We start from the raw sequence: 14,051 nt of genomic DNA, 5'->3' as shown, positions 1-14,051 counted from the left end.
CTGATCACCCTGCGCCGATCATCCCGCGCTGACCCGGAGCTCCTTCACCCCGTTGATCCAGGCGGACCGCAGCCGACGCGGGTCCCCCACGAGCCTCAGGTCGGGCAGGGCATCGGCGATGGCGTTGAAGATGAGGTTGATCTCGAGCACGGCGAGTGACTTGCCGAGACAGAAGTGGGGTCCGCCGCCGCCGAAGCCGAGGTGCGGATTCGGATCCCGGGTGACGTCGAACTCGTCGGGCCGCTCGAACACCTCGGGATCGCGGTTGGCGGAGGAGTAGAAGAGCCCGACCCGGTCCCCCTTCCTGATCGGCTTCCCGCCCAGTTCGGTGTCCTGGGTGGCGGTCCGCTGGAAGGCGATGACGGGCGTGGCCCACCGCACGATCTCCTCGGCGGCGGTGCCGGGCCGCTCCCGCTTGTACAGCTCCCACTGCTCGGGATGGGTGAGGAAGGCGTGCATGCCGTGGGTCGTGGCGTTCCGGGTCGTCTCGTTCCCGGCCACGGCCAGCATCAGCACGAAGAACCCGAACTCGTCGGAGTTGAGATTGCCCTCGTTCTCGGCGGCCACGAGCGTCGAGACGATGTCGTGAGCGGGGCACTGCTTCCGCTCGGCGGCCATGTTCATGGCGTACGCGAGGATCTCGGCGGCGGACTGCTGCCCGACCTCGGCGGTGATGGCGAACTCGGGATCGTCGTACCCGATCATCTTGTTGGACCAGTCGAAGATCTTGGAGCGGTCGTCCTGGGGCACGCCGATCAGCTCGGCGATGGCCTGCAGGGGCAACTCCGAGGCGACGGACGTGACGAAGTCGAAGGAACCGTCCTGCGCGCGGGCGCTCTCGACGATCGCCGTGGCCCGGTTGCGCAGCCGCTCCTCCAGCGCCCGGATGGCCCGGGGCGTGAACCCGCGCTGCACGATCTGCCGCACGCGCGTGTGCTCGGGCGGATCCATGTTCAGCAGGATGAACCGCTGAGCGTCGATCGAATCCCGTTCGATGTGTTCGTTGAACCGGATGATCGCGGTGTTGAGGTAGGAGGAGAAAATCTCGGGGTGGGTGGAAACGTACTTCACATCCGCGTGGCGGGTCACCGCCCAGTACCCCTCGTCCTGGAAGCCGGCGACATTGCCCGTCTGAGGGATCCAGCGGACCGGTTCGGCAACGCGCAACTCGGCGAACTCCGGTAGCGGCACTTGGTGTTGCAGCAGGTCGGGATCGGTGAAGTCGAACCCTTCGGGAAGCGCTGGACAGGGCATCGGCGGCTCCAGCCATCTGACGATGCGATCTGACGGTTCATCAGAAACAGATTGTCGTGAAGGTAGTTCAGGACCCTCGAGGCTGCAAGACCCTTGCGGTGACGCACATCACGTAAGCAGACTGCACACAGCAGAGAACTAGAACACGTACTAGTTCCGAAGGGATCCGCACCCATGGCCGCCGAACCCGTGATCGTGGAAGCAGTCCGCACCCCCATCGGCAAGCGCGGCGGCGCGCTCGCCAACCTGCACCCCGCCTACCTCCTGGGCGAGACCTACCGCGAACTACTCGGCCGCACCGGCATACCGGCCGATGCCGTGGAACAGATAGTCGGCGGCACGGTGACCCACGCCGGCGAACAGTCCATGAACCCGGCACGGACAGCATGGCTGACGATGGGCCTCCCGTACGAGACCGCGGCGACGACGGTCGACTGCCAGTGCGGTTCCTCGCAGCAGGCCAGCCACATGGCGGCGAACATGATCGCCGCGGGCGTCATCGACGTGGGCATCAGCTGCGGAGTGGAGGCGATGTCCCGCGTCCCCCTCGGCTCGGGCTCGAAGCACGGCCCCGGGAAACCGTTCCCGGAGGAGTGGAACGTGGACCTCCCGAACCAGTTCGAGGCGGCGGAACGTATCGCCCGCCACCGGGGGTTGAGCCGGTCGGACGTGGACGCCCTGGGCCTCCTCTCCCAGGAGCGGGCAGCGGCGGCCTGGTCGGAGGAACGCTTCAAACGCGAGACCTTCGCCGTCCAGGTCCCGACGACGGAGGAGGAACAGGGGGCGGGCCAGGGCATGTGGCGCCTGGTCGACCGCGACGAGGGCCTGCGCGACACCTCCCTCGACGCCCTGTCCCGTCTGAAGCCGGTCATGCCGACGGCGATCCACACGGCCGGCAACTCGTCCCAGATCAGCGACGGCGCGGCGGCGATCATGTGGGCGTCGAAACGGATGGCCCGCGCCCTGAAGCTGAAGCCGAGGGCGAGGATCGTCGCCCAGGCCCTGGTGGGCGCGAACCCGCACTTCCACCTCGACGGCCCGATCGACGCGACCCGCGCCGTCCTCGGCAAGGCGGGCATGTCCCTGAAGGACATCGACCTCGTCGAGATCAACGAGGCTTTCGCGTCAGTGGTGTTGAGCTGGGCGCAGATCTTCGACGCAGACCTGTCCAAGGTCAACGTCAACGGCGGAGCGATAGCCCTCGGCCACCCGGTCGGCGCGACGGGCGCCCGCCTCATCACCACGGCCCTGCACGAACTGGAGCGCACGGAGAAGGAGTTCGCCCTGATCACCATGTGCGCGGGCGGCGCACTGGCAACCGGCACGATCATTCAGCGCCTGTAACGCCACCGCCGGTCCAGGCGAGGAACGTCGAGAACGCGGCGGGCTCGATGGTGAGGATCGGGCCCGCCGGGGCCTTGGAGTCACGGATGGCGATGGTGGCGGGGGTCTCGGCGATCTCGACGCAGTTGCCACCCTGGTCGCTGCTGTAGGACGACTTACGCCAGGCCAGGGGCCCGATCGGTGCGCACTCGACGCAGTTGCCGCCTTGGTCGCCGCTGTAGCTGGACTTACGCCAGATGCTGCTCTCCATAGCGTTCCTCCATCACTCGCCGGATCAACGCCGCCGAGTCCTTGAGAGAGAGCGCGGCAGCTTGAAGATGATCGTAACGGAGCGAGCAGTCCTGGACGGTGTCCGGATTGGCGGTCGGATGCCCACTGTTGTAGCCCTCGGTGTAGACGATGGGGGCATCGCCCGCAAAGCGGTAGACGTCGAACGCCCCTTGCAACCCCGCATGCGCGCCCGCCGCGAAGGGCAACACCTGAACGTTGATCCGCGGATTGCCCTCGAAGGACAACAAGTGGGCTAGTTGCTCCCGCATGACGGCTCGACCACCGATCTCCTGACACAGCGCGGCCTCACTCAGCACCAGCCAGTAGAGAGGCGGTTGCCCCTTCTCGAAGGGTCGACAAGTGGGGAGTGTCGCCGACTGCCGGGGGCGGGAAGACGGTGTGGTTCGAGTGCACGAACCACTCCCGCGCTCGGGGCCGCAACCCCCTGTGACCGCAGTGGAACCGAGCGAATGCCGCTGCGACTCATTCGTATATTCGCGCCGCCATGACCATGGCGGCCAAGAGATTCCAGTCAGGCTGGTCCGGAGTCTGTTTGCCGTGGTTCTGACACCATCCGGGCAGGGAATCCACCCAGGCCCCCCACGCTTCGAGAAAGTTTTCGAGCGTGCGGTTCTCCCACTCCTCAGGTCGATCCCGTAGGTCAGCCAGAGCGGCAGCGAGGAATACGACGAAATCTTCACGTGTCGTCACTGCAACGGCTTGATCATCCAAATTCGTAGCCGTGGCCACAAAGAATCGCCGGCGAGAACGCTTCTGCTTCAGCAAGGTGGCCGCGTAGCAAATCGCCAGGAGTCCGGCCCCGAAAGCGGGAGACCACAGCCAACCCCTGGGAAGGTCCTTATGGGGAGCTATCAGCCAGAACATCCCTGATGTGACTGCCCACGCGCCGAGCATCTGCAGAATCACCGCGCGCCGCGAGAGAGGCTTTGCCCGTAGCGCCTTCTGCCGCACCTCATCGTATCTGCCCGTCCTCATGTAATAGGCGTGCAGCCATCGAGTATTGCGGCACGCCGCCCAGGCGAGCAGCCCGAGCCCCGCACCGATCAGGGTCGCCTGAAACAGGATCACAGGATCGTCGAAGCCGGACAGGACCGCAGCGATCAACACCGCCATCACAGTTCCGCTCGTCACCCCGACGCGCACGGGATGGCGAGCCGCAGCCAGTTCCACCCGGGAAGGCGGCTCGCCCGTCCCCAAGACCCGGTCGACCGCCAGCAACGCCTTCTCCCAGCGACGCATGTCCACCCCCCGTGGAATCCCGCAGCACCAACCAGGAGGACGGCCTGGTCGGACTGCGAGAATCTCAGCCTTCGTTGATACGCAGCGACCGGCAGACCACGAACCCGTCCCCCGCCCCATCCGTGACAAGCAGCTTGGCGTACCGGGCCCTGTGCTGTCCCGGGGGCTCGACGGCTCGGCCAGCTCGGCGCGGCCGGATCAGGCGGCCGGCGGGTCGGTGGCGGCCGGGCGGAAGTAGGCGATCGTCCTCAGGACGGCGGCGATCAGGCAGCCCACGGCGAGAAGCGCCAGCAGGACCAGCATGGGGTTGACCCAGAACGGCACGAGGTCGTACGAGGCGTTGCACTTGTTGTGCAGCGGGAAGAACTGCGACGGCTCGCGCCAGTGCTCCGTGCGGTAGGCGTCGTCGTACTTCTGGCCTTTCAGGAGCGTGCAGGTCTCCGCCACGTCCAGGCCGCCGGACCACGCTCCCCATAACCACGTGAGGAACGACCCCACGCACGACAGCGCCGAGAGCGTCAGCCAGAAGACCGGCGTCCGCCGCATCAGCCACGCCCTCGTGTTCCCGAACACCGTCTTCCCGACCATCCCGTGATTCTCCCCTCCCGGCGATCAGAACGCCCCGTCACCCCCAACTGCCGTCTGTACCATGCTTTTTGTCCCGCGCGCGCACTCAGCGGGCCGGGGTGGCCAGGGGGAGGGGACGGATCATGCTGAGCGAGGCGTTGACCGCGGCTGCCGCCGGTGGGGGGATGGCCGTCGTGCAGTCGGCCGGGGCGGACAGCTGGGCCTGGTTCCGGGTGCGGTGCGCTCGGCTCGTCGGGCGGGGTGATGCCGACGCCGAACGGGAGGCGATCGAGCGGCTCGACCGGACCGCCGCCGCGCTGGACGCCGTCGACGAGGGCGACCGGGAGCGGGTGCGGGCCGTGCACGCGGTCCTGTGGCAAGGGGAGTTCGCCTCGCTGCTGGAGGCCCTCGCACAGGAGGAGCGGGATCGGCTCGTCGAGCAACTCGTACAGCTGACCAAGGAGTTCGGCGCAGCTGACGGGCCGCAGGGCGGCGCCGTCAGCGGGAACACCTTTCACGGGCCCACCGCCGTCCAGACCGGCGATCACAACCGGCAGGAGAACCACTTCGGGTCCGGCAGATGACCGACCCCGGCAGCGCCGCGTCGGAGACCGGCGACAGAGACCCCGGCGACAGAGATCCTGGCGACAGAGACTCCAGCTACCAGGAACCCAGCGGCACAGACTCCGTCTCCGGCAACGCCTTCCACGGGCCCACCGCCTTCCAGGTCGGTGATCACAACACCCAGAACATCCATCACCACATCACCCACAGCGGCCCCACCACCGAGGACCCCCTCGACACCACCACCGACGAACTCGCCCGGGTCGTCGGCGCCCAGTGGCAGCAGGAGGCCGGCCTGCGACGGCTGCTGGAGCCCGCGCCGCTGCCCGTGCGGTGGCGGGTGAGTGAGCGGAAGGTGGCGGGTCGGGTTGTCGGGGCGACGGGGGAAGGCGCGGGGCGGGCGCGGTTCGGGCCGTTGCCGGGGCTCGCACCGGCCACCCGGGACCGGCTCCGTGACGGCGGTGGGCTGTCCGAACTGCACGCCGTGTACGGCGGGTTGGCCTCCGGTCGGCTGCTGCTCGTCGGGGCGCCGGCCGCCGGAAAGACCGCCGCAGCCGTGTTGCTGCTCCTCGACGCGCTCGTCCATCGGGCCGCGCAGGCCGCACCCGCGGACCGGGCTCGCGTGCCCGTGCCCGTGCTGCTCTCCCTCGACGGGTGGAATCCCGGCGAGGACACCGCCGTCGACTGGGCCGCCGACCGGCTCACCCGCGAGTACACGCTCTTCCACGGGAGGGGCGGGCGGGCCCGCGCCCGGCAGCTGCTCGAACAGGGGCGCATCTCCCTCTTCCTCGACGGCCTCGACGAGGTCACCGGCAAGCTGCGCGGGGCCATGGTCAGCGCGCTGGAGACGGCGCCGTTCCGGCTGGTGCTGGTGTCGCGGGCCAGGGAGGCGGTGCTCACCGCGAGGAAGGCCCGGCTGGGCGGTGCTCTCGCGGTGGAGATCCAGCCGGTGCGGCCCGCCGACGCCGCCGGGTATCTGCTGAACCGGCTGCCCTCCACTCCGTCCCCCGCCTGGCAGCAGCTCACCGGACGACTGCTCACGGAGACCGGACCGCTCGCCGCCGCCCTCACCGGGCCCCTGGCCATCGCCCTGCTCCGCGACGTCTACGGCGACGACGATCCCGTCGACGAACTGCTCGACACCGCCCGCTTCCCCACCCGCGCCGCCGTCGAGAACCATCTCCTCGATCACGCGGTCGTCGCCGCCTACACCCGGCGCCCCGGACACCCCCGCCCGCGCTACTCCGCCAGGACGGCCGAACGCACGCTCCGGTACCTCGCCGCCCGGCTCACCCAGGAGGGTGCCCGCGATCTGCGCTGGTGGCACACTCCCGGCTGGACGGACCACCGGCCGCGGCTGATCGCCGTATGGATCGTCGCCACGGTCGTGTGCGGGCCGCCCGGCATGGTCATGGCCTGGAGTCTGTACCCGACTCCGCTGGTGAGCGTGATCGGTGCCCTCTCGGCGATCGGGGGCGGCTACGGTGTCGCCCGCCGGGTCGCGGAGTTCAGCGAGCCGCAGCCGCTGTCGAGTGCCGGCTGGCGCGACATCTTCACCCCGGATACGGTCCGGTCCGGCATCGGGCAGTGGCTTTTCGTGGGTACCGGGCTCTGCCTCCTGCTGCCGCTGGTCTTCGACCCCGGCCCGCCGGTCTGGCTGCTGTACCTGGTGACGCTGCCCGTCGGCTTCTCCGAGCTGCTGGTGACAGGCCGAGGACACAAGATCCTCTCCGGCACCCCGTTCCTCTCCGCCGGCTCGGGCCGTCGCTACGACAAGGTGCGGGAGGGCTTCGCCCGGCCCCAGGTGGTGGACACCCGGTCAGTGGGCCCGATGGACGTGTGGCGGCACCACATAGGGCTGCGGCTCTTCCTGGGGCTGCTGACCGGATTCGCCCTCGCCCTGTACATCGGTCCCATCATCGCCTGGACGCAGTCCCCGCTCCTCGGAGCGATGTTCGCGCTGACGGCCGCCCTGTGGACCGGCGCCACCTCGGTCCTCGTCGGCAACCTCGCCGTCTCCACCGCCCTCACCGCCGTACAGCTCCACTTCGAGGAGGGCACCCCCGTACGGTTGATGCACTTCCTGGAGGACGCCCGTCGCCGCAATCTGCTGCGGGCGACGGGCCCCGTCTACCAGTTCCGGCACGCGCGGCTCCAGGAGCGGCTGGCCGCGAGAAGCGCGCCGGAGTGATCAGCTCACCGGCCGGGCGCCGGCATCGGAACGGTCTCGGTCCATCGGAACGTCATCGACAACGGTTTCTGGCCGCCGGGAAAGACCGCGCGGGCGGTGTTGGAGATGCCCGACGCCATCGGGTCCTTCGCTCCGCTCTCGTACCCTTCCTTCGACACGCCACGGGTCAGTGACTCGACGGTCATCTTCTGTGTGATCTCGAACTGCACCGTTCCGCGCCGGTTCAGCTTGTTGTATCCGGTCACGGTCGCCTTCATGTTGAAGGAGCCGAGCACCGCGCGGGTGGCGCCCGCCGCCGTGTCCGGGTCGTTGTCACCGGCGAGCTGCATGAGGGCGTCGGACACTTCGCCCACCATCATTCCCTTGAGGGGAAGATCGTTCATGGCCGCGCCGTACTTGGTCTTGTAGTCGAGCCCCTTGATGGTCTGCCCTATCTTCGTGTTCTTGCGGTGCGTGAGGAACGTGCGCACGACCTGCATCCAGATGTGGTCCTGGACGGCCTGGGTCATCTTGTCGTTCTTGTCGAAGTAGTAGGCGGACGGTGTGACACCCATGAACCACAGGGCCGTGAGCTGGGTGGCGTTCGGGTTGAGGATGACCTCCGGGTTGAGCACCAGCTGCTCGCGGTAGGCGGCCGCGGCCCGACGGCCCAACTCGTCCTGTCGCGTCCACGTGTCGCCGCTCGCCGTGCCGCAGTTGCTGTTGCACGGGTGGGGCGACTGCGGCTTGGAGTAGTCGACGGCCTCGTTGGGGCGGCCGTTGCCGGGGGTGCCGTCCGGGCGGGTCGGGCAGGGCGTGTCGTCGCCGTTCCCGCCGCAGGCGAGGCCCAGGCCGGTGGGGTCGCTGTGGGTGAGCGGGTTCTGCACCGCGTACGTGTAGCCGTTGAGGCTCTGGAGTTCGCCGGATTCCAGGAGCGGGTCGACGCTGATGAACTGACCGATGGAAGCGTCGTATTCACGCGCGCCGATGTGGGTCAGGCCCGACGTGGCGTCCCGTGTCTTGCCCAGGAAGCCCTTGTCGTCGGGCCAGGGCCCGTTCAGCGTCGTCCCGCGATCGGCGCCGAAGGGGGTGGTGTAGCGCTTGGTGAAGGTCTGGCCGGTGTCCGGGTTGAGCGCCAGCGTCGAGGTCTGGTGCTGGTCACCCGTGAGGTAGGTGAGCTTGTTGGTGCCCGACTGGTTGGAGCGGACGGCGACCGTCAGTTCCTCGGCGCCGTAGTAACGCTGCGACCAGGTGGTGCCGTTGGCGCGGAGGTGGAGTTCGGTGGCGCCTGTGTACAGGATGCGCTCGCCGTTCTGCGTGCTGCGGATCAGCAGGGTGCCGTCCGTGGTGTAGAGGTGGTCGGTCGCCACGCCGCCCTCGGTGAGCTTGCTCAACTTGCCGTCGGCCGACCACTCCAGGGTCTGGGTTCCGCTCGCGCCGGGGCGGTGCCAGGTGTTGCCGGACTTGTCGTAGTCGTAGGAACGCTCCGGGGTGGCGCAGTCGGTCTTGGTCGTGGTGCCTGTCAGGGTGTGCGGCTGGGCGGTGAGGGTCGTGGGGTAGCAGTACGTCGTCCTGGTGTCGCCGGTGCTCTTGTGGACCGTCTCACTGGTCCGCTGGCCCGCGGCGTTGTAGGAGTAGGTCGACCAGTACGGGGCCGGGCCGGACAGGCTCGACGCGCTCCTGGTGTCGGTGCACTTCTGCGAGGCGGGCGTCCAGGCCTCGGTCAGGCGCTGATGGCCGTCGTAGGTGAAGCACTGGGTGTCCGCGGAGCCGGCGCCGCCCAGGAGGGTCGGGTCGCTGATCTCGGTGACGTTGCCGGTCTGGTCGTAGGTGTAGGTGAGGTCCTGGAGCATGTAGCCGTGGGTCTGGTCGGTGACATGGCTGTTGGTCAGGCGGCCGGTGCCCTCCTCATAGGTGTTTGCCACGTAGACGCTCTTGTTGCCGGTGCCGCCGGTGCCCAGGGTCAGCTGCTGCGGTTGCGCCAGCGCCGAGTAGTCCACGTCCAGCAGGTAGCCGGTCGCGCCGCCGACCGAGGTCACGTCGCCCACGTCGTCGTATCCGTAGTCGACGATCTCGGAGGACAGGCCGCCCACGGCCGGCTCACGGCTGAACTTCTTGCTGCCGTCGACGTTGTATCCCGTCTCGTACGCCAGCGTGGCGGATGCGCCCGCCTTCACGAACGGGTCGCTGTCCGGCAGTTGCAGCTCGGTGCCCGTGGGACGGTTCAGGCTGTCGTAGGCGGTGACGGCCTGTGTGTAGGCCGCGCCCGCCTTGCCGTTCACGTAGCGGGTGGAAGAGGTGAGCTGCCCCTTGACGAGGGTGTCGTAGACGAAACCGGTGAGCTGGTTGGCGTCCGTCTTGGAGTTCTTCCAGGTACCGGTGGTCCGGCCCAGCACGTCGTAGTCGGTCACGACGGCCGTGCCGCGCGCGTCCGTCGTCCTGACCGGACGGTTGAGGGCGTCGAACTCGGTGAGCGTCACGCCCTTGTCCGGGTCGGTGCTGATGCCCTCTCGGCCGAACAGGTCGTAGACGTAGGACCACTTGGCGCCGTCGGGGCCGGTGAGCGTCAGCTTCCTGCCGTCGAGGGCGAAGTCCGTCTTCGTGGACGTGTACGAGGCGCCGGCGCTGCCGCCGTAGGCGGCGTCGGCCGGGCTCGTGCTCGCGTACTCGCGGGTCTCCGTCGCCTGGCCGCGGACGTCGGTGATCGTGCGCTGCGCCGAACCGCCCTCCAGGGCCGTTGTCGCGACCGAGTCACCCGTGTAACTGGTGCTGGTGGCCCACTTCTTGATGCCGTAGGTGTACAGGGTGCTGGTCGTCGGGCGGCCCGCCCCGTCGAACACCGTCCCCGTCTGCTGGGGCGCCTCGCCGTACTCGGCCCGCGTGTACGTGCCGTTGGGCGTGCTGGTGGTGTCGAAGATGTCGGCGTACGTCTCGTAGGCCAGGCCCCGCGTGTCGTAGCGCGTGTCCGTCAGCAGCCTGCCGCCCTCGGGTGTGGGCGACTGGGTCTGCAGGGGGCGCAGGAGTGCGTCGTAGATCGTGTAGGTGGTCTTGTAGCTCTCGCCGTCCTTCTTCAGCGTCGAGGTCGACACCCAGGACGGCTTGGCGCTGTCCGTGTGGTACGCGTACTTCTGGTTGGGGGTCTGGCTGCCGCTCGTCCGGTTCGGCAGCCACACGTCGGTGAGCCGGCCGAGGGCGTCGTAGGCCATCTCGGTCTTCTTGAGACCGACGTCGTAGGTGCGCAGCGGCACCGCGCGACGCGGGTCGAGGAAGGTGATCGTGTTGTACGTCTTGGCGTCCGTGGTGATGGTCTTGGTCAGCGGCCCCGCGTCGACGGGCGTGTAGGCGGTGCTGGTGGGGTTCCCCACCGAGTCGGTGACCTTGAGGGTGCGGCCCAGCGCGTCGTACGTCGTGGTGGTGGCCGTCTGCCAGCCGGACGGGAGCCGGTCGCCGGCCGCGTCGGCGGTCGCGGTGTAGCCGGTGGGGCGGCCGGTCCAGGTCGCCAGGCCCTTGGTGGGCTTCTGGGTCGCCGACCAGGTGGTCGCGTTCGCGGTGTCGTAGACGGTGCCGACGTCGGAGAGCACGCTGCCCCGCTCGGGGGCGGCCGGGTTCATCGTCGCGGGCAGGGCGAGTGAGGCGTCCGCGGTCGCGCAGCTGCGGGCGACCGTGCGGGTGCGGGAGGTCAGGCCCGTGAGGCCGATGTCGGCATTGCGGGCGTACCAGGTGCGGGTGCAGGTCTCGTCCGAGGCCTTGCCGACCTGCCCGGAGTCGTCGACCGTGACGGGCATGCCGTAGCTGTCGTAGGACGTGTTCGTCAGGCGCTCGCGCCACGTCTGCGAGGCCGTCAGATAGGTGTAGCTGTGCACCTTCTGCGGGCGGACGAAGCGGGCGACGTGGTCGCCGGCGCCGGACACGCTCTGCCGGGCCGTCTCCTGCGACCAGGGGTCGTTCACCGTCGCCGAGATCGCGGTGGAGCCGTCGTACGTGACCTGCTCGCGCAGTTGCCCCGAGTACGGGTCGCTGTCGGTGATGGCGGCGGCCCCGAGAGCGGGCGTCGACAGGGGGGCGACGGAGACGGACTTGTCGGTGCCGTCGCTCTTCTCGTCGCCGTCCATGCCCTGGAGGTAGAGGGAGACCGTGCGGGAGCGGGTCACGCCCGTCGCGCCGGTCCACGCGGTCACCTGGGCGTAGCCGCGCCACTCCGACCAGGTCCGCTCGGCCTTCGGCGCGAACGGGTCGTCGCTGTAGTGCCAGGCGGCACCGCTGTAGGAGTACGCGTGCTCGACCGCCTCGTTGTTGCCTGTCGGGTCGGACACGCCGACGGCCAGCACCCGGTATTTCTGGAACCAGTCGATCGAGGCGTCCTCGCCACCGTTGATGTGCCAGAACTGCGGGTAGCACGAACGGGTGTTGGTGTCCGGGGCCGCGCCCAGCACCTGGCTGCGCACGCACTCCGCCGCCGACAGCGTCACCGTCGTGATCGCACCGGTCTCCGAGACGAGGGTGGAGATCCGCGGCCGGGTCAGGGGCAGGATGTCGTCCGTGCCGTCGACGCGGTTCGGCCGCATCTGGTAGGTGAACGAGACCGGGTTCAGCGCGACGCTCGTGGCACCCGCCTTCGCGGTCCGCTTGAGGGACTTCAGGGTCAGCACCTGGTCGGAGCTGTCACCGATGTCCCCGCCGTCCAGGTACTGCTCGACCAGGTCCCAGGAGTCCACCGCGTCGTACGCGGCGCTGGTGGCGTTGTAGGAGAAGGTATCGATCCCGGTGAGCCGCTTGCGGGAGAAGAAGGCCGGGCCGACCGCCTTGCACTCGTCGTCGTCCTTGGCGCAGATCGCGTCGAACGGCACGTCCGGCCAGTTGTCGGCGGTGTCCTTGGTCAGGGAGGAGCAGTCCGAGGCGGTGCAGCGCTCGGCGTGACCGAAGGTGACCTTCGCGTCCGCCTTGTCGGTGAACAGCGCCCCCCTGCGCAGGCCGTACTCGATCCGGTCCAGGTAACCGCCGCGGGTGTAGGAGGCGTTGGCGGTCTCGGCCTTGTTCTTCTTGTAGTAGTTCGATTCCTTCGTGTACCAGTAGGTGGCCGCGTTGCCCCGCAGGTCCTCGACGTAGTCGAGACTCCACCGCCAGGCCTGCGTGAGCGAGCGGTCGCCGAAGGCGTCGCCCGCGGAGTAGCCCGGCTCACCCGAGTCGTCGCCGAACACCGGCACGGTCGCCGTGGAGTTGGTGCGCTGGGCGTCCGCGCCGTCCAGCTTGTTCTGACCGAACACGTACCTGGTGCCGTCGCCGGTGACGACGGTCCAGTACTCGCCGTTGTCGTCGCCGTTGTCCGCGCCGCTGGACCGGGTCACCTTCGAGGCGTCGTCGCCCTCGAGCCGCCACTGACCGTCATCGTCGTCCTTGACCAGCCGCGTCGACTTGCCGTTCAGCACCAGCCGCGCGTTGTCGTACTTCCAGCAGAGGTCCGAGATGTCCTCGTGGCCGTCCTCGTCGCACGAGCCGTAGGTGCGCTCGATGTAGGACTCGGTGAGCGAGAAGCCCTCCCCGACCGACGTGCCCTGGTTGTTGGACGTGGCCGTGCGGCCGTCGACGCCGCCCGAGTCGTACGACAGCGACAGCGGCGGCAGCGGGCCCGCCGCCGCGGGCGGCAGGGTGAAGTCGTACGACCAGGTGAACGCGCCCGAACTGCCGCCCGCCTCCCAGGACGAGGACTCCGACAGCGGGGTGGCCGAGTAGTTGCCGGTGCCCTTGGGCGACTCCCCGGCGCCGGCCGCGGTGGCGGTGACGGCCAGCACGGTGGCGGCCGGGGCCGCGCTGCCCGCGGCCTTCATGAGCTGGGTCGACGCACCGTCCGTGGACTCGGCGATGCTCACCTGCGCCGAAACCGACCGGTGCGCGAGGTCGTTGTCCGACGCGAGCGGACGCTGGGTGCGGCACTCGCTCTTCTCGGGGGTCGTCAGGGCGCACGCGGGAAGCTGCACCAGCCGCAGCCGCTGCGACCAGCCGCCTCCCAGGGCCGAGGAGAAACCGCTGTAATCCACGCTCACTTCGGCCTTGCCCGCGGTGTCGGCCTCGGCGGTCAGCAGCACACCCGTGACGCCTGCCGCGCGAGTGGCCTGCTGATCCAGCACGGTGACACGCGCCGTGCCCGCCGCCGCGCCCTTGCCCGCGGTCGCGGCCTTGTCCCCGGACGACGGCGCCACCGTGACCGGGACTCCGCCCGGTTCGGCCTTCCCCGCCCTGCCTCCCGTGAGGGCGAGCTCCGCCTCGCCCGCTCCGGGCCAGACCGCCTTCCGCTCCGTACGGGCCCGATCGGCCTGCGCCTTGTTGGCCTTGTTGTCCTGGGCGACCCGTCGCCGGGCTTCCTTCGCGCCGAGGCCGTCGACCGTCTCGACCTTGCTCACCCGGGACTTGGGCACGTCGGGCCGCCCCAGGCCGGAGGTCTCCGCGGCCTGGGCCAGTTGTGCCGCGCCCAGAGGTGCGACGAGCGCGAGGGCCAGCGACGGCACCAGCAGCCGACCGAAGCGGTGCCGGCCGGCACCACCCCCTCGCCAATATGAGGTGCCCCTGCCAAAGATCATGGTCATTTTCCCCCGGTCCTGTCGAAAGAGTTCAGAGAGGGTTCAGA

Annotated in this window: 8 protein-coding genes and 1 pseudogene; 3 read left to right on the top strand and 6 right to left on the bottom strand. The window is 69.2% G+C overall.

What is annotated here, in order from left to right:
- Nucleotides 1–18 precede the first annotated feature (18 nt).
- Nucleotides 19–1,254: a cytochrome P450 gene (locus ACFVYS_RS19175; protein WP_389503421.1), complete on the bottom strand. Its 1,236-nt coding sequence runs from the start codon at nt 1,252–1,254 to the stop codon at nt 19–21.
- A gap of 174 nt (nt 1,255–1,428) precedes the next feature.
- Here ACFVYS_RS19175 and ACFVYS_RS19170 point away from each other — a divergent pair, with 174 nt between their 5' ends.
- Nucleotides 1,429–2,598 carry a steroid 3-ketoacyl-CoA thiolase gene (locus ACFVYS_RS19170; RefSeq protein ID WP_389503419.1) on the top strand — a complete coding sequence of 390 codons (1,170 nt, stop codon included), beginning with the start codon at nt 1,429–1,431 and terminating at the stop codon, nt 2,596–2,598.
- On the opposite strand, the gene ACFVYS_RS19165 is transcribed toward ACFVYS_RS19170, so the two are convergent.
- From ACFVYS_RS19165 to ACFVYS_RS19150, 4 genes and pseudogenes are all read right to left on the bottom strand, one after another.
- A complete protein-coding gene (locus ACFVYS_RS19165; protein WP_389503417.1) occupies nt 2,582–2,848 on the bottom strand; it encodes a DUF397 domain-containing protein in 267 nt (88 codons plus the stop codon). The genes ACFVYS_RS19170 and ACFVYS_RS19165 overlap by 17 nt on opposite strands.
- Nucleotides 2,826–3,224, bottom strand: a pseudogene (locus tag ACFVYS_RS19160) (DUF5753 domain-containing protein); the annotation flags it as partial. The pseudogene ACFVYS_RS19160 and the gene ACFVYS_RS19165, both read right to left, overlap by 23 nt.
- 127 nt (nt 3,225–3,351) lie before the next feature.
- A complete protein-coding gene (locus ACFVYS_RS19155; protein WP_389503575.1) occupies nt 3,352–4,128 on the bottom strand; it encodes a hypothetical protein in 777 nt (258 codons plus the stop codon).
- Nucleotides 4,129–4,326: 198 nt separating this feature from the next.
- Entirely contained in the window at nt 4,327–4,716 is a 390-nt protein-coding gene (locus ACFVYS_RS19150) for a hypothetical protein (RefSeq protein WP_389503415.1), read from the bottom strand.
- Nucleotides 4,717–4,838: 122 nt separating this feature from the next.
- On the opposite strand from ACFVYS_RS19150, the gene ACFVYS_RS19145 reads away from it, so the two are divergent.
- Entirely contained in the window at nt 4,839–5,279 is a 441-nt protein-coding gene (locus ACFVYS_RS19145) for a hypothetical protein (RefSeq protein WP_389503413.1), read from the top strand.
- Nucleotides 5,276–7,450, top strand: coding sequence for a hypothetical protein (locus tag ACFVYS_RS19140; protein WP_389503411.1), 2,175 nt, complete (start codon nt 5,276–5,278; stop codon nt 7,448–7,450). Before ACFVYS_RS19145 ends, ACFVYS_RS19140 begins: the two co-directional genes overlap by 4 nt.
- 5 nt (nt 7,451–7,455) lie before the next feature.
- Here the strand turns inward: ACFVYS_RS19140 and ACFVYS_RS19135 are convergent, their stop codons facing one another.
- Nucleotides 7,456–14,004: an RHS repeat domain-containing protein gene (locus ACFVYS_RS19135; RefSeq protein WP_389503567.1), complete on the bottom strand. Its 6,549-nt coding sequence runs from the start codon at nt 14,002–14,004 to the stop codon at nt 7,456–7,458.
- Between the last annotated feature and the right edge of the window lie 47 nt (nt 14,005–14,051).

This window comes from Streptomyces sp. NPDC058295 (genome assembly GCF_042880655.1).
Classification (GTDB): Bacteria; Actinomycetota; Actinomycetes; order Streptomycetales; family Streptomycetaceae; genus Streptomyces; species Streptomyces coriariae.
This window is presented reverse-complemented; position numbering and strand designations above follow the sequence as displayed.